The organism is Leptospira ilyithenensis (assembly GCF_004771005.1).
GTDB lineage: Bacteria > Spirochaetota > Leptospiria > Leptospirales > Leptospiraceae > Leptospira_A > Leptospira_A ilyithenensis.
The window spans coordinates 75,503-91,434 of record NZ_RQHV01000061.1 but is presented as its reverse complement, the minus strand read 5'-3'; the positions used below and the strand labels follow the sequence as shown (position 1 = coordinate 91,434).

Genomic DNA, 15,932 nt, shown 5'->3' with positions numbered 1-15,932 from the left:
TGACCTTTAATTTATTTTTAGAATCTTATTTTGATACAAACATCGCAGCTATCTTCGAACCTATTGCAAGGGATGAAGTTGCGGCCGGAGAAGGAGCATTGCATACGTGTATTTTATTTTTTGAATGTAAAATATGAAAGTCGTCCAATAAAATTCCGGAATTTGTGCAAGCCTGTGCCCGAACTCCGGAACCACCTGCGATTAAATCATCTTTTGAAATTTCAGGAATCAATTTTTGCAGAGCCTTTACGAAAAGAGCTTTGGAATAAGAACGATAAAATTCGGAAAGGCCGGTCCGCCAATATTTTCTGGCAATATGATGAAAGCCGCTGAAAGAAATGGTCTCTATAAATTCTTTGATATTGATGTCCGATTTTTTATAACCTTCGCGTGCAAAAGCAAGCACTGCATTCGGTCCGGCTTCTACACTTCCATCTATTCTTTTGGTAAAATGAACTCCTAAAAACGGAAAAGAAGGATCAGGAACGGGGTAGATCAAAGTTTTTACCAAATACGACTTTTCCGGTTTCAACTGGTAATACTCTCCCCGAAAAGGAATGATCTTAAAATCAACGGATTCGGTGGAAGATGCGAGCTTATCCGAATAAAGCCCACCGCATGTGATCACCACTTTCGACGAATAGGTGTTTGTTGTACTTCGTATCTCCGCTTCGTTCGGATTTTTGTCCCGAATGTTTAAAACCTTTTGATTGAATAAAACTTCTCCGCCAAGATTCAAAATTTTTTCATACAAAACGCCGGAAAATTTCAGATAGTCAACGATTCCCGTTTGAGGAACAAAAATCCCGGCAACTCCGGCTGCATGCGGTTCAACTTCCTTGATCTCGTCTTGTTTGAGTTTCCTCAGTTTCTTCAAACCGTTCTCAAGTCCTCTGTTATAAATATTTTCAAGAGCCGGAAGTTCGGACTTGTCGGTCGCTACTATGATTTTTCCGCATAACTCGAAAGGAATTTCATTCTCATTACAAAACTTAATCAGTTTATCATAACCTTCGATACAGTTTTGTGCTTTCAAACTTCCCGGTTTATAATAAATCCCCGAATGTATGACTCCGCTGTTATGACTGGTTTGATGTTTTGCAAACGAAGATTCTTTTTCGATTACAAGCAATTTTAATTTTCTATTTTTATTCAATAGATTCCATGCAGTGGACAATCCTACCACACCTGCTCCAATGATCACAACATCGTATTTCATATGTTATTTGATTGTTCCTTTACGTTGTTCGGCATCCCATATCCTCAATGCGGCCAAACCGGCAAAAGGGGCGGACGTATTTACATGGCCTCGACATGTTTCCACTTCCTTCGCTTCTTCCGGTTTTACGGGGTATTTTCCTTTCCCCCGCCATGTAAAAATAATTATATCAGCATCACTGTATTGTGTATCAAAATATTTCAAAAGATTCTCTTCCGAAAAAAGATCACTTACACCTGATGCCCAATAATGAAGTTCTCCCTTTTCAATCAGGAAGTAGTTAACATTCCATTTGCGGTAAACTTCAATCGCTTGTTCGGGAGTTCCTAGCATAACCGATCTGAAATCAGGTGCAAACGGAGGATGAAGCGTTTCTATAATTTTACCCGGCTTCAACAAAGGAGATCCGGCGCAAAACGGAATGATCGTTGCCCCGCCATTCAAAGGTAGAACCGAACTTTCTCTAGGTACAATTTCCAGAAACCTTTCACACCTGATGTCATTCAAAAACGGAGCAAGATGAGAGTATCCTTTCTGCCCGGAAAAGACCTGAAAGCTCTGGGTATAATTGCCGAGTCTTTTGAACTCCGAATAAGCCCAAGGCAGTTTTTTCAGATTCGTAAAAGAACCGGCATAGATTATACGGTTAGGCGGGTTATGAATATTACTAAATACAGGAACAAACAAACTAAAGAGTATAATCCAAAAAAGGAGAACCGATTTCGGATTCAAATATTTATGCAGATGACCGGGAGGTAACACTCGTTTTGTTAGCAAATCGTAAAGCACAACTCCGAAACAAAGAAGCAAGACCGCCTGAAGCTCGTTAGTTTGAAGATCAAAAAAGGACTGAACGAAAAGTAATCCGAAAACCGCTGCAAACGATCTCCAGACCGGCTTGAACAGGGAAATCACAAGTAAGGTTATCGCAACGAATAAGGGAAAGAACAGATAAAGGCAAAATGTTATGCAAAAGAGAATGATAAAATGACTATGATTCCGAGAGAAGTTGTCTGTAAGCGAATTAAAAAAAACAATCGGAAGGATAAGAAGGATCGGCCCGAACGCTGTCTGAAAACCTAATAGTCGATGAAGGCTTGTATGAGTGGTAAGCGCGCAAAGTAAACTTGTAGATACAATGTATGTGATTAAAACCGACCAGGCAAAAAACGACCGTCTGGAAATTCTTTTTAGAGTCCGCATCATTGATACGACAATCCAGACGATCATCGCAAATATAATGATATTAAAAGTAGGAGGAATTTTTCCTGCAAAAAGCGGAAACACCGCCTCAATTGAAATTTGTAAAACCCTTTCGATAAATCCCCGAGCCACCATCAAGAGTCCGTCCATGTTTAAGGAAGGAGTGAATGCGATGCCTTGGGAATTATTTACATAAACCAGGAACTCAGGGCTACTCCAGCATGTGAATGTTTGTTTATCTGAAAATGGTAAAAACAATTGGTACGGATTCACTTCTCCGATGCCTACATAAGATTGATTGATATAGATGGAGATTGCCGTCGAAAACAGTGAAACGAATCCCAAAGCTAAGATCCGAATGGCTCCGCTAACATCCTTTAATATAAAACTCAAAACAAAACCGATTCCCAACGTGAGGGCAATAATGAAAATCGAAGTAGGCAGCATAATCGGCAACGCAATAGCAGGAAACAACAATACCTTAAATATTGCCGACCGTGAAGCGGAGTCTATATAGCTAATAAGAAAGACAATCCAGATGAAATACATCATAAATCCACCTGTTTCCGAATGAAGCCTTCCCGGATTTACCGTTACATTTCCGTTTGGTGCAAATGTCGAACAGATCCACAACGTAAAGAGCATCATAATATCCGGAACGAGTCCTGTTAGGTGTGATAGAGGAACAGGTGATCCTACCTCATCAATGCCGGAAAGTAGCCTAACGGTAATTTGCCGAACCATCATTGCAATCAGGAATATATAAAGATAAGATACCATTCCCAATCCGTCAACGTTGGTCAGACTGGTAAAAAAAAGCATCACCCCGTGTCCCCTGCCTACCAAAAATCCGAATCCGTCGTTCACTGCAGGATTGATTACACTTGTTCCAGATAACCTGGCCTGTTCGAAATAAAACCGGTACATTTGAAATATATCGGATTCCAATTTCCATAACTGAGAAGACATCAAACCCAAAAAAACGATCAAGGACAGAATTCGAATTACACTTGTCAGTCCCCAACCTTTTTTCCATCTACCCTCTTTCATCTGTACGGTGAACAAACCGTAATTATGGAAAAAGAAACTGAAGCTGGCAGTGCAAATGATAAGAATAAGAAGCGATGGAACGAGCAGTCCTAAAAGACCGAGTAAAGTGCCTATCACTGTAAGCAAGCCTGCCCCAGTGAAAACCGAAACAAGCCAACGTTCAACCGGATATAAGGAAGATACAAAACCTCGGTCTCTTGGATAAAACGGTCTTCCTAGTTCGACAAACAATACCAAAAGATATGGTACGGTACATATCAAAGCAAGGTTACGCCATAATATCTTTATGCTGCCATCATATACGATCTCCTTGGGAGAAATCTCCAGATTTAAGATTAAAAATATCAATCCCAAACAAGGTAGAGTCAGGATAAAAGCGAAAATACTTTTTTTAAAGAAGATCATAGTTTGTATTTATACATGAGATTATCCGGTGAAAGTTAGATTACTTTCCCAAAAGAACGAAAACGTCTCTTTTGATTTCACGAAATGAAAGATTAGTCGAAGGCAATAACAGAAATCCGTAAAGTAAGGTGAGTCCCATACCGATCACATAATAAACATTTGCAAATGCAAACGCGGTAGTTTTATCAATGGCAAATAATTCCAATGCGATGATGCAGGAATACTGAAAGTTTCCGATCATCCCCGGTCCTGCCGGAAGCGCTACTCCGATCATATTGATCGCCATTACGATCAGGGCATGCGTTATGTTCAGTTTGATATTCAAAGCACCAAACAGAAAATAAATGACGAGACCGGACATCAGCCAAATAAAAACGGACAATACGATAAGTAGAACGACTTGTCTTTTTCCCTGCACTACCTTAAGTCCTTTGGTAAATTCAGTCATCATTGTTTCCAGTTTGCCATGAAAAGGTTTTGGCAAAAACGAAAAGATCTTCAAAAACAAGGGGAACACAAAGTCGGACTTGAAGTATACGAGCGAAAAGAAAGCCATCAGTATAAAGAGTATGAATACGGAAGTTAGAGCCGATTGAATCAGCCAAACAGGCAGGAAAAAATTGGATAGAACGACAAACAATATGGATAGAATTACAAAAAGATCGGTAATTCGTTCCACTATGATCGCAGCCATCGACGAACTCATGCTAAGAGTGGTATTTTTCTTAATCAGATAAGGGATGATAAATTCACCAAGGCGCATCGGCAAAAGCATGATGAAGAGATAACCGACGGAATTGATACGAAGAGTCTTCATAAAATCAATTCGATACAACGGTCGATATAAATATTGCAAGCGATAGGCTCGTAGCAGAGGTAAAATCATCTGAATCCCGAAAACGGGAATAAGATAAATAAAATTGATATTTCTTATTGTTTCTCCAAGCTCAGAAAAGGTAATCCCGCGAGCAGATAAATAAAACAATAGTAAACCTATCGATAAGCTAATAAATATTTTAATCATTAAATTGTATTTTCAATCTTCGGAAAGATTCTCTATTCAAAAAAGATAAATTCGTAATCTCCGGAATATCCGAATTCCCGGTAGAGCCAGATCCAATCGGAAACACCCAAAAGGGTTTCGGCAGTCAAAGCCCAACATTCCAGGTTAAAAAGTTCCAGCTCGTTACGGTAACTTTCAAGCATGATATATCCCTGTTTTCCGACTCTTTCCACTTCACCTAAAGATTGTTTCAATTGGGACAATCTTAGATTGTGAAAAGTGCCGAGAGAGATCACCAAATCGAACTCTTTATCACCGAACGGATAGACGTTCTCCGCGCGATGATTGAACAAAAACGGCTTCACTTCTTCTTTAGCGTGCGTTAAACCATAATCGGATGAATCGAATCCGACGATTTTCAAGCCGGGTTCAATCAGTAACATTTCATAAAGCAAAAAACCTTTTCCGCAACCTATGTCCAAAACCTTCGAACCCGGACCCAAAGAATAATCCTTGATTAACGCTTCCGCAACAGGCTTCCATCTACCCGGGATATATTTGTATCCGCCGTAGCCGAATCTTCTGTCTCCATCCCAATAGTCGAAACCATACTCTTTCGCTTTCAGCATGCATTCCACTTTGTTATCTTGCATACGTGCAAGATAATCCCTTGCGGTAGCTTTATGCAAAGGAGTAACGATGTTTTTTAATTTTCCCATAATGTTCTATGTTTTCTCAGAAAAAGTCCGATCTAAAAATTCTTTAATCTTGCCGAGATTCTCGTAAACACCCGGAACTAACGGAAGCTCTTCGTGCAATTCTTCAAACAAGAACCACTTCATCGCAAGACCTTCCTTAAGAACCAAAGTATTTTCGTCTGCTTTCATAAGTACCGGCAAACAATGATTACAACAGAAAGGATTGTCTCCTCTCCATTCCCACTGAAACAACTCTTCGCCTACATTGCCTGGACTATATTCAAGCTCTTCTAACAATTCCCGTTTCAGCGCATCTTTCAGACTCTCGCCTGTTTCCACCTGTCCGCCAAAAAAAGTCCAATAACCTTGGAAGACAATCCCCGGATTGTAATCACGCTGTTGCAGTAAGATGCGGGTATCGTCTCTATAAATTAATGCTTTAACGGCATGATTCATATGTCAGTAATTCAAACAATTAGGCAATATGAGTTTTATTTTCCAAAGATTTTCAATTCTATCCGCATCCGATTGTTTTTCGAGTTTAATCCCTTCGACCGCAAAGTAAAACTTTTTGCCCTTTTTTAAAATCGTATCATAGATCGCAAGTCGTTCGGATTCCCCGGTAGGCAGTTGGTATAAACTATAAGCTATGATTCCGTCCAGATTGTCCAGGTCGTCTAATACCTGTTTTAGGATCAAAAAACAATCTTCCATCGCATATTCGGTAGCGCTCAATAGATAATGCAGTCCGTTTTTTTGACAATAATCTCTGATGACTATATTTTGAACATGTTGCGGAGCTCTTTCCCCTAAGAAGGATCTGCTGAATACATACCCTCTTACACCTTTCATTTGACACTTGGGAACTTATACCCCATTCCCACCCTTGAGGTAGCTCTAAGAGTGATCGGATCGAAAAACTCTCCTATTTTTTTATCTCCATAAGGAGTAAAAACTCCTTTGAATCTGCAGTTCATAGACCAACGGGTTTCGGGTTCCCGGTTCACTCGATTGCCATGGGGAAGTCCTTGGTCGAAAAGTAAAACCTGGCCGTATTTGATTTCCAAAAACTTAACTTCTTTTGAAATGGATTGATATAATTCTTCGCTTGTTAATCCCGATCTTGACTTAAAATCATCTCTCAAGCTGTCAAAATGTTTAGGCGACAAATGATACATCGACTTGGTTTTAAAACAATCCACAAGAGGGATCCAGAGCACGATCTCGTAAGGAGAATCTCCCGACCATGTATCCGCATGGACAGGCAACAACGAACTGCTGTCATCCGGCAATTGAATGCTAAGATTGATTCTTAGCTGCATCGCAAGTTCGTTCCCCACCAAACTTTCCAAATACGGTCTAGCCGATTTAAAGTAGTTCAGTCTCAAATCTTCCAGATTGTTCATCGATTGAATCACTTTCAATCTGAAGTTATTCAAATCGGCTATGCTGACTTTTTTATGAATATTGTTTAATAATTCGTCGGAAGTTTCATTCTTGGAAATGCCAAGGATATCTCTGACTATATCCGCAATTTTATCCTTTATCCAATCCAATGCGACTTTATTCGGAGCATCGCGGATAATATATCCATTGAGTAAATATTCATCCGATAGTTTTATTTCATCATCATCTAAGAACAAGACTAGAACCTCTTACATTACTAGATTTGAAACTCTTAAGGTTTCAATTTGTCCAACATCGTCTGCGCAAGAGTTTCTTTTGAAATCCCCCAATACGCCAAAAGACTATCCTGGCTGCCGTATTTATCCGCAAATTTGTCGGGGATTCCGATTCTTTTTATTTTGGAAGCTTGGTCAGGCATATGATCATTGCAAAATTCCAATACGGCACTTCCGAGTCCCCCGATACGAGTGTGTTCTTCCACAGTGACTACCGATTTCACATTCGGAAGCCATTTCGTAAGAGCTTCATTGTCCAAAGGTTTGATCGTATGCATATGCATTACTCCGCAATGAAATCCTTTTTCGGCCAATATTTCACACGCTTGAAGTGCGAGTTGAGTCATTACTCCGGTGGAAACAAAAACTCCGTCCTTTGGTTCTTTTAATAAAATAGCTTTTCCTATTTTAAAATCTAACTCCGGTTTGCTGACAATCGCATCCCCGCCTTTGCCGAGACGAATGTAGATAGGGTGCGGCCAATCGACGGTATGAGGCATCAATCGTTTCATTTCTTCCGCATCGCACGGAGCAATGATCGTCATATTCGGAAGTGCTCTGAGAATTGCGATATCCTCAACGGCCAAATGAGTAGGCCCAAGCGGAGCATATACCGCCCCTCCTCCGTTTGCGATCAAACGGACAGGTAAATCATGCAAACATAAATCCACAGCAACTTGTTCGAAACATCTTCTCGTAAGAAAAGTTGCAATTGTATTTACATAAGGAATAAATCCTTCCATGGCAAGTCCCGCCGACATACCGACTATATGTTGTTCGCTGACTCCTTCCATAAAGAAACGATCGGGAATATCTCTTTTCATTTCATCCAGAATGCCCGCACCCAAATCGGAACCGATATAAACAATCCTGGGATCTTTTAAAGCCAATTGATAAACAGATTTTAAACTAGTATTACGCATCTTATTTTATCCTTCCAAACTTTGATACATTGCGGAAAATTCTTCGGGAGAAATTTTGTTTTTATGATGCCATAAAGGATTTCCCTCCGCCATAGGAAACCCCTTCCCTTTGATCGTATGTGCTATGATCGCGGTGGGTTTGTTTTTGTCTTTAGGCAGGCTTTTGAATAGAGTTTGCAGATCGGAAACATTATGGCCGTCCACTTCTACCGTTGCAAATCCGAAACTCATCCATTTGTCCATAATCGGTTCAAGATCCAAAACCTCTTTTGTAGGGCCGTACGATTGCAATTTATTATAGTCGACAATCACTGTTAGGTTGGACAAAGCATGCTTGGAAGCACATAATGCAGCCTCCCATACGGAACCCTCATTGATTTCTCCGTCACCAGTAATGACAAAGACCCGAAAATCTTTCTTTTTGATTTTTGATGCGATCGCAATTCCCACACCGATCGGCAGACCATGCCCCAAAGCACCTGTGGAAGCTTCCACACCGGGAACCTTGTCTCTTTCGGGGTGGCCTCCTAGAATCGAATCCGGCTTACCGAATGTTTTTAAAACATCCATAGGAAAAAATCCTTTGTCGGCAAGGATGGAATACAATCCCAAACAACCGTGTCCCTTACTCAGAATCAATCGGTCCCTATCTTCCCAATTCGGTTTCTTCGGATCGAATTTCAATATATCATCATAAAGTACACGAAGTATTTCTATCAAAGAAAGTGCGGGACCTATATGCCCTCTCTTTTCCACTTCCATCATTTCTACGATCAGTCTTCTTAATTGTTTGGAACGAACGTCCATATGAAATTAACCTTTCCCTATTTGTTTATAAAAACTTTGTCTAATGATTTGAAATAAATGAATCGATTTGTTTAACTGTTTTTTCAAAATTTCAGTTTTGCTATTTTGTTTATCGCTATTTGCCAATACTCTTCTCATCCAGATATCTTTCCTGAATTCATTGAGTAAAATCAAACACCAGCATAAAGAATACATCGCCCAGGTAGTCTCATACCTCTTTTCCAAAGACCGGCCGAAAATGGAAAACATACCTTGTTTCCAATAGGATATCGCATCTTCTTCCAAATTCATGGCAGGATGAAAGGAAACATCCACGATCAATTTGACCGGATCATCCCAACCGAAATATTCGAAATCCAAAAAAACGATCTCTCCATTTTGGCTCTTCAACATATTATGAAATCCGAAATCGGAAGGACTTAAAGTTAAAAACTGTTTTGCTATCGGTAGATCATATCGGGTTTCATCACCCCAATGGTCCTTTACCCATCCGATCAAAAAATCCTTAAACGGTACCAAATCCTTATCCAAAAACTCTTTCAGATCTTTGTGTGCTTCAGTAGCGGGATAAAGCAGTTTTAATCTGTGCTGAATTTGATTTTCTATGTCCTGCCCGGAAAAACAGGATGCAGAAGCCCTTGCCATCCCGTCGAATAACTCCGTTTTTGCGAGCCCATTCAGATTCTTCATCATGCCAAGCATCGCATCCAACACTTCGTCGGAGGAAGAATGAATCTTTTCCCCGTTCACCCATTCGTAAACGGCACAATTCAACTGAGGACTGCAATGAATCGGAAGCGGAACGTTTTTAACTGAATTCTGATGTAGAAGTTTAAATCCGAAAAATTCGGAACTCAAACGGTTGTGATTGGAATCGGCAGGATAAAGTTTCAAAGCAAACTTCTTCGAGTCGGATGTTTCCAAATAAGCAATCCTAGAATTGCCCTGCCCTTCCGACCAATATGCGGTTTTCAATTCGGGAAAACCGAATTCCGTACGAAAATATTCCAAATCTTCCTGGGTATATTTTCCAAGAATGGAATCTTCTATTTCTCCCCAACTGGTAACCACATCGGTATTTTTTAAACTAAAATCCTGATATGCCTGATTCGGATCGAAAAATAACTTACGTTCGATGGTTTCCAAATCAGGATGAATCAATATTTCCTTGAGATCGTCTATAAAATAAGAATAGTTTTGATTCTTTATATATCCGACTTTTTCTTCTTTGGTATTATGAAAGGAAACATTCCTTATAAAACTTTTTTCGTCAGCCGTATTTAGTCCGTTAGCGGACAAAAAATCAAGCGCAGCTTTTCGAAGAGATACTTTTTCATCATCATAATGTCCGTATTCCGTTTTATGACTGACTATATCTACCGGAATTCCCTTCTTTTTGCATCTCCATAAAAACCGATAAACTCCCGGGTATAATTCCGCCAGATCAAGATAACGTCCGTATACCTTACCTTGCAACCTCTGCCATTTGTCTTCGCCGTCCGGAGATTTTCGCAAAAACTCACGAACTTCCAATTTGGATCCGAACCAATCTTCCGGGATTAAATTTAACTTTTTTCCCGCAAGTGCAAAGGACTTATCGTACGATATGATCGTATTATCGAGATCGATTCCTATCTTCATTGCTCACTGATAAAATTGATTTATCGTTTCCGCAATTTTGGTCAAATCAGCTTCTTTCAAATATTGATGAACAGGTAAAGTCAAAATTCGATCCGCCTGTTTCTCAGTCACAGGGAAGTCTCCTTTTTTGTAACCCAAACCTTTGCTAGCCGGTTGAAGGTGAATGGGAATCGGGTAATGAATGGAAGTTTCGATTCCCAAAGACAATAAATGATTTCTCAACTCGTCACGTTTGTCCACTTGGATCACAAAGGTATGATAGGTGTTAAACTCAAAAGGTTTATCTTCAGGGATAAAGACGTTCTTTTTGTTCAATAAGGAAGTGTATGATTTTGCGTTTTTGCGCCTTTTTTCAGTTACTTCCGGCATACGGGCCAAGCGGTAATTCAAGATGGCAGCCTGGAGAGCATCCATTCTGGAAACAGAACCGAACTCACCTACGGTATTTCTATCCACCAAACCATGGTTTCGCGTTCTACTTACGGATGTATAAACTTTTTCATCGTTGGTCGTAAGGAAACCGCCATCCCCGCATGCGTTTAAATTTTTCAAAGGATGTGTGGAAAAACATCCTATGCTTCCGATGGAACCGCTCGGTTTGCCATCATACCTGGAACCGATTGCCTGTGCTGCATCTTCAATGACCGGTATGGAATGTTGATTCGCAATACTCATGATCTCGTTCATTGCCGCAATTCTACCTGTCAAGTGGACCGGCATGATCGCTTTTGTTTTGGAAGTGATTGCTTTTTCCAATTTGGAAGGATCCAAATTCTGATCTTCACCCACATCGACAAAAACCGGTTTCGCTTTTAACTGAACTATGGCAGCGGTAGAAGCGATAAAAGAGTTAGGAGGAGTGATTACCTCATCTCCCGGGCGCACACCAAGTTCCCAAAGTCCGAATATGAGCGCATCCGTTCCGCTATTCAAAGCAACTGCGTATTTCACCCCGCAGAACTTTGCCACACTCTCTTCGAACTTACTTACCTCTTGTCCGCCGATATATTGACCGGAACTCAAAACGGAATCAATAATCGGTAATAATTCTTCCCGTTCAAACTTCCATTGTTCGGTTAAATTAATGTAAGGGATACTAATCATTGTTTGGTCCTTATTTAGCGTAGAATTCTTTTACTGTGGAAATAACATAATCCATTTCTTCTTTGGATAAATGCTGATCACAAGGAAATGTAATTATGTTTTTGGTATGACCGTCGGTGACAGGAAAATCGCCTTCCTTATAACCGTAAGAAGCAAGTGCTCTTTGACGGTAAATCGGGATCGGGTAATGAACCTTGGCTTCAATTCCTTTCTTCACACAATGTTCCAATAACTGATCTCTTTTTTCCGCAAAAACAATATAAAGGTGATAAACAATTCTGAAATCGACGGGTCTCGGAGGCAAAGTGATCCCGGGAATCGTGCTTAGATTTTTATCGTAATAATTTGCATTTTCAATTCTCTTGTTTGAAATATCAACTGCATTCGGAATCAACCAATTTCCAACGACCGCTTGGATCGTATCAAGCCTGGAATTGTATCCCAGAATTTCCACATTGTCCCGATCAATCAAACCGTGGTTACGCAGAAGATTCAATTGAAATGCCAACTTATCATCGTTAGTTACGATGACTCCACCGTCAGACCAAACATTGAGGTTTTTTAAAGGATGAAGTGAGAAAGCACCTGCATTCCCCCAAGTTCCCGCCTTCTTATTGTCAATGGCACCTAAGATCGACTGGCAGGCATCTTCCACGATAGGGAGCTTGTGCTTTTCAGCAATAGGAAGCACCTTTCTCATATCGGTCATATAACCTGTGAAATGAACAGGAACGATCGCTTTTGTTTTTTCAGTGATTGCTCTTTCCAAAAGATCCACATCCATACAAAACGTATCGTTGCAATCCACAAACACCGGTTTTGCTCCAAGCTCTGCAATAGCACCGACAGTTGCAACAAACGTATTTGCAGTAGTGATCACTTCATCACCGAAACCCACACCAAGCGCTTTCAAGGACAATTTAATCGCATCCGTTCCGGAATTTACACCTATCGCGTGTTTTGTTCCCATCAGTTTTGCAAACTTACCTTCGAATTCCTGCAAAGGTTTGCCCAAGGTAAAGTCCCCGGTCGGAACAAATTTTTTCAATTCATCCCATAAATCGTCACAGTTTTCGAATTGTTGTTTTAAATAAGAATATCTTACTTCCATGGAATTACCTCAAATGCACCGATTGCATACGTTTAATGTTAAAATATTTTTCATCGGATAATGAGTTAGGAAGTAATCCCGATTCAAATGCCTTTCTTAAATCTTCTGCAGCGAGTTTAATCGAACGATTCGCCCGAAATCCCAGTTTATTGAATATTTTATCGGAAGAAATATGATAGGAGCGGTTGTCATTGGTAGGAGTTGTAACCAATTTCACATCTTCACCCACTACTTCCTTCACCATATTTGCGATTTCAGAGACTGTAAAATTCAAATAACCTGCGTTAAAGATTTCACCGCCGATTTTTTCGCTGTCTGCGTTCAATAAAACCAAATAAGCCTCTACCATATCTTCGATATGAATATTCGGTCTGAGTTGAGCTCCTCCGAATACGCTGATTTCCCTTTTATGAAAAGCGAGGTTTGTCAGAATATTTACAACAACGTCCAGCCTTTGTCTCGGAGAATATCCGCAAACAGTAGCCGGTCGGATGGTCACTGTTGTAAAATCAGTAGACTGATACTCCGCGAGGATTTTTTCGCAATCTGCTTTGAATTTTGAATAATCAGTCAGAGGTTCGAGGGAAAAATCCTCGGTTACATTCGGCTCTTCTTTTACTCCGTAAACGGAAGAAGAGGAAGCATAGATGAATCTCTGAACTTTGTTGTCTTTACTGATTTCAACAAGAGGACGAAACGCATCCAAATTGATCGACTTACCCAAGTTAGGATTCAATTCAAAACTGGGATCATTGGAAATACAAGCCAGATGAATAACTGAGTCATGACCCGGAATCGTCTTCTTTAAAAGTTCCTGATCCCTGATATCACCTTTTATTTTAGTGAGCTTTGGATGGTCTTTCAGAACTTCCTCACCATAGATCATAAGATCCAACACGGTAACACTATACCCGTCAGCTAACAGACGAGGAACTAATACGGCACCGACATAACCTGCCCCACCGGTAATGTATATGCTTTTGATTTTTTGAGTCATATATTCTCCATTAATAATAAATCAATCATTCAAGTTTAGATCTACTTTCCTAAAAATTTAAACCAGTCTTTGGTTGCTTCATTGATACTGTCAGGTGTCCAAACGGGAGCATTTCTCCAATACTCTATGTTTTTCAGAACCTCGTTTACACCTGTCTCGATATCAACCTTAGGCAGCCATGATAATTCCTTTTGGATTTTGGAAATATCCGCAAAAGTAGTATCCGGTTCTCCCGGACGTTTCGGTATGAAAACTTTTCCACCGCCTAACAGTTCAACCAGTTTGTTTACTGAAACGGTTTTACCGCTTCCCACATTATAAACCTGACCGGACTTATCGCTTTTTGCTGCGGTAACGATCGCATCGGCGATATCGGTTACAAAAGTAAAATCGCGGGTCTGCTCTCCGTCACCTACTACCGTATAAGGTTTTCCTGCCAATTTTTGCGCCAAAAATACTCCGAGTACCGCACCATAAGTACCGGAAGTACGGGATCTCGGACCATATACGTTAAAAAAACGAAGTGATATTACGGGAAGTTTGTAAATCAATCCCCAATGAAGCACGAGCTCCTCGCCCATCCTTTTTGTTAAGGCGTACGGGTATTGAGGCTTTATTTCCGCCGTTTCCTCCGTGGGATATACATCCGGAATTCCGTAACAGGAAGAAGAAGCGGAATACACCAATCGTTTAACGCCCGCTCCATGTGCTGCACTTAATACGTGAAATGTGCCTTGCACATTCGCTTCAAAATACTGTTTGGGTTGCTGAATGGAAGGAACAATGTCGGCAAGAGCGGCAATATGAAAAACCCAATCTTTTCCTTTGAACTCATCCTGCCAAGCTCCCTGAGTGCCAATATCGGCTTGAACGAATTTGATTTTATCTTTTAAATGCTGTAGATTCTCTACTCTTCCCGTGCTGCAATTATCAATTACGGTTATTTCATGACCTTCGCGGACCAATTGGTCACATAAGTGACTTCCGATAAAACCTGCTCCGCCTGTTACAATTGTTTTCATTAATGTCTTTTCCTTCTTTATAATCAGTTTTGCCCAGAGTTATCTCTGACTTTTCGGTATTAAAATAATTCTTAAAAACTCGAAAAAATACGCTACCAGAATCAATCTGCTTTTGCCGTGATAATATCTGTCATTCGTTTTCAGGATCTGTCCGTCACCGTTCAATTTTTCCAAACGAATCTTTATGATGTCGTTAGCGTTATAGAACTTCAGCATATCTTCCTTTGAAAGTCCTTCCGACTGTTTCTCTTTCAATTCGTATAACATACGCAAACGAAGTGAAGTATCGGTCAGATTGATCAGGCAAAAATAGCAAAAACACATAACGGAGTAAAAGAAATAATTGCATAACAGATATTCCAGTGCCGCGTACGAGTATAAAAATCCGTTAGAGAATACGAAAGCGGCGATCAAAAGGAATGAAAAAAGTCCGATCGCATAAGCTGCCAAAATACTTTTCAAAACCGAAATGTTCTCTACGGAACGGAAAATGGCAATATGGAAAATGACGAAAATCAAAATGGAAATGCATGGAAAAAACAGAAAATAAAAACTTTGATCCATGCTACCCTCCTATTGTTTCTTTCTTTAATATTTTTCTAATAAATAGAAATATTCTTAAAAATTTAAGGCCAGGTTCCGTAATATAATAACGATTTCCTCTTTCTTCGATTTGATTTTCAAATAATAGTTCGCGAATGCGGGAGGAAATAAACATTTCATTTGTCACGAGACCTTCAAAGTCTTTGGTACTAACGCCTGCTTGTTTTGATTTTTTGACAGTCATTAGGATCGTAAAAGTAGGACTACCTTGTGGGATTACATTGTATGTCGTCATATAGGCAAATGTAATTCCCAAGTAAAACAGAACAAAATGAAACCAATTCCAAATCGTCAAATTTATCAAAGCAAGGCAGAGATTCAAAACGACGAATCCGACGAGAACACCTGTAAATAGGAAAAAAATCGCACGGGTATCCTGAATCGGGCGACGAATTCTCCAAACAACTGCGTTTAGAAAAAAAGAAAAAAGAAATAAAGAAACGGTAAGTAAAAATATCAGCATA

General features: G+C 40.0%; 16 protein-coding genes. All 16 read right to left on the bottom strand.

What is annotated here, in order from left to right:
• Nucleotides 1–25: 25 nt before the first annotated feature.
• From lhgO to EHS11_RS13600, 16 genes are read right to left on the bottom strand one after another with little or no spacing between them, the layout of a single operon-like run.
• Nucleotides 26–1,219, bottom strand: coding sequence for an L-2-hydroxyglutarate oxidase (gene lhgO, locus EHS11_RS13675; protein WP_135764969.1), 1,194 nt, complete (start codon nt 1,217–1,219; stop codon nt 26–28).
• Nucleotides 1,220–1,222: 3 nt separating this feature from the next.
• The gene (locus EHS11_RS13670) at nt 1,223–3,877 is read right to left on the bottom strand and encodes a hypothetical protein (RefSeq protein ID WP_135764968.1); all 2,655 of its coding nucleotides are present in this window, start codon (nt 3,875–3,877) and stop codon (nt 1,223–1,225) included.
• A gap of 40 nt (nt 3,878–3,917) precedes the next feature.
• Nucleotides 3,918–4,901 carry a lysylphosphatidylglycerol synthase transmembrane domain-containing protein gene (locus tag EHS11_RS13665; protein ID WP_135764967.1) on the bottom strand — a complete coding sequence of 328 codons (984 nt, stop codon included), beginning with the start codon at nt 4,899–4,901 and terminating at the stop codon, nt 3,918–3,920.
• 32 nt (nt 4,902–4,933) lie between these two features.
• Entirely contained in the window at nt 4,934–5,599 is a 666-nt protein-coding gene (locus tag EHS11_RS13660) for a class I SAM-dependent methyltransferase (RefSeq protein ID WP_135764966.1), read from the bottom strand.
• A 6-nt stretch (nt 5,600–5,605) separates the two neighbouring features.
• A complete protein-coding gene (locus EHS11_RS13655) occupies nt 5,606–6,034 on the bottom strand; it encodes an NUDIX domain-containing protein (protein WP_135764965.1) in 429 nt (142 codons plus the stop codon).
• A 3-nt stretch (nt 6,035–6,037) separates the two neighbouring features.
• Nucleotides 6,038–6,430 carry an LIC12192 family sporadic carbohydrate cluster protein gene (locus EHS11_RS13650; RefSeq protein WP_135764964.1) on the bottom strand — a complete coding sequence of 131 codons (393 nt, stop codon included), beginning with the start codon at nt 6,428–6,430 and terminating at the stop codon, nt 6,038–6,040.
• Nucleotides 6,427–7,221, bottom strand: a complete 795-nt coding sequence (locus tag EHS11_RS13645) for a sporadic carbohydrate cluster 2OG-Fe(II) oxygenase (RefSeq protein ID WP_135764963.1) — start codon at nt 7,219–7,221, stop codon at nt 6,427–6,429. Before EHS11_RS13645 ends, EHS11_RS13650 begins: the two co-directional genes overlap by 4 nt.
• 35 nt (nt 7,222–7,256) lie before the next feature.
• A complete protein-coding gene (locus EHS11_RS13640) occupies nt 7,257–8,183 on the bottom strand; it encodes a transketolase family protein (protein WP_135764962.1) in 927 nt (308 codons plus the stop codon).
• A 6-nt stretch (nt 8,184–8,189) separates the two neighbouring features.
• Nucleotides 8,190–8,990 (bottom strand): transketolase, encoded by an 801-nt coding sequence (locus tag EHS11_RS13635; protein WP_135764961.1) that lies wholly within the window; start codon nt 8,988–8,990, stop codon nt 8,190–8,192.
• A 6-nt stretch (nt 8,991–8,996) separates the two neighbouring features.
• Nucleotides 8,997–10,631 carry a phosphotransferase gene (locus tag EHS11_RS13630; protein ID WP_135764960.1) on the bottom strand — a complete coding sequence of 545 codons (1,635 nt, stop codon included), beginning with the start codon at nt 10,629–10,631 and terminating at the stop codon, nt 8,997–8,999.
• A gap of 3 nt (nt 10,632–10,634) precedes the next feature.
• Nucleotides 10,635–11,735, bottom strand: a complete 1,101-nt coding sequence (locus EHS11_RS13625; protein ID WP_135764959.1) for a DegT/DnrJ/EryC1/StrS family aminotransferase — start codon at nt 11,733–11,735, stop codon at nt 10,635–10,637.
• A gap of 10 nt (nt 11,736–11,745) precedes the next feature.
• Nucleotides 11,746–12,846: a DegT/DnrJ/EryC1/StrS family aminotransferase gene (locus tag EHS11_RS13620; RefSeq protein WP_135764958.1), complete on the bottom strand. Its 1,101-nt coding sequence runs from the start codon at nt 12,844–12,846 to the stop codon at nt 11,746–11,748.
• Nucleotides 12,847–12,850: 4 nt separating this feature from the next.
• A complete protein-coding gene (locus EHS11_RS13615; protein ID WP_135764957.1) occupies nt 12,851–13,843 on the bottom strand; it encodes an NAD-dependent epimerase/dehydratase family protein in 993 nt (330 codons plus the stop codon).
• A 41-nt stretch (nt 13,844–13,884) separates the two neighbouring features.
• Complete coding sequence (locus EHS11_RS13610) at nt 13,885–14,865, bottom strand: SDR family oxidoreductase (RefSeq protein ID WP_135764956.1); 981 nt, start codon at nt 14,863–14,865, stop codon at nt 13,885–13,887.
• A 39-nt stretch (nt 14,866–14,904) separates the two neighbouring features.
• Nucleotides 14,905–15,429, bottom strand: coding sequence for a hypothetical protein (locus EHS11_RS13605; RefSeq protein WP_135764955.1), 525 nt, complete (start codon nt 15,427–15,429; stop codon nt 14,905–14,907).
• Nucleotide 15,430: 1 nt separating this feature from the next.
• Nucleotides 15,431–15,931 (bottom strand): hypothetical protein, encoded by a 501-nt coding sequence (locus EHS11_RS13600; protein WP_135764954.1) that lies wholly within the window; start codon nt 15,929–15,931, stop codon nt 15,431–15,433.
• Nucleotide 15,932 lies beyond the last annotated feature (1 nt).

Bases quoted from the DNA above. Each gene is read 5' to 3' on its own strand.
- EHS11_RS13660 (WP_135764966.1), bottom strand. From the start codon at position 5,599: ATGGGAAAATTAAAAAACATCGTTACTCCTTTGCATAAAGCTACCGCA.
- EHS11_RS13625 (WP_135764959.1), bottom strand. From the start codon at position 11,735: ATGATTAGTATCCCTTACATTAATTTAACCGAACAATGGAAGTTTGAA.
- EHS11_RS13670 (WP_135764968.1), bottom strand. From the start codon at position 3,877: ATGATCTTCTTTAAAAAAAGTATTTTCGCTTTTATCCTGACTCTACCT.
- EHS11_RS13655 (WP_135764965.1), bottom strand. From the start codon at position 6,034: ATGAATCATGCCGTTAAAGCATTAATTTATAGAGACGATACCCGCATC.
- EHS11_RS13650 (WP_135764964.1), bottom strand. From the start codon at position 6,430: ATGAAAGGTGTAAGAGGGTATGTATTCAGCAGATCCTTCTTAGGGGAA.
- EHS11_RS13620 (WP_135764958.1), bottom strand. From the start codon at position 12,846: ATGGAAGTAAGATATTCTTATTTAAAACAACAATTCGAAAACTGTGAC.
- EHS11_RS13615 (WP_135764957.1), bottom strand. From the start codon at position 13,843: ATGACTCAAAAAATCAAAAGCATATACATTACCGGTGGGGCAGGTTAT.
- EHS11_RS13635 (WP_135764961.1), bottom strand. From the start codon at position 8,990: ATGGACGTTCGTTCCAAACAATTAAGAAGACTGATCGTAGAAATGATG.
- EHS11_RS13600 (WP_135764954.1), bottom strand. From the start codon at position 15,931: ATGCTGATATTTTTACTTACCGTTTCTTTATTTCTTTTTTCTTTTTTT.
- EHS11_RS13630 (WP_135764960.1), bottom strand. From the start codon at position 10,631: ATGAAGATAGGAATCGATCTCGATAATACGATCATATCGTACGATAAG.
- EHS11_RS13610 (WP_135764956.1), bottom strand. From the start codon at position 14,865: ATGAAAACAATTGTAACAGGCGGAGCAGGTTTTATCGGAAGTCACTTA.
- EHS11_RS13640 (WP_135764962.1), bottom strand. From the start codon at position 8,183: ATGCGTAATACTAGTTTAAAATCTGTTTATCAATTGGCTTTAAAAGAT.
- lhgO (WP_135764969.1), bottom strand. From the start codon at position 1,219: ATGAAATACGATGTTGTGATCATTGGAGCAGGTGTGGTAGGATTGTCC.
- EHS11_RS13605 (WP_135764955.1), bottom strand. From the start codon at position 15,429: ATGGATCAAAGTTTTTATTTTCTGTTTTTTCCATGCATTTCCATTTTG.
- EHS11_RS13665 (WP_135764967.1), bottom strand. From the start codon at position 4,901: ATGATTAAAATATTTATTAGCTTATCGATAGGTTTACTATTGTTTTAT.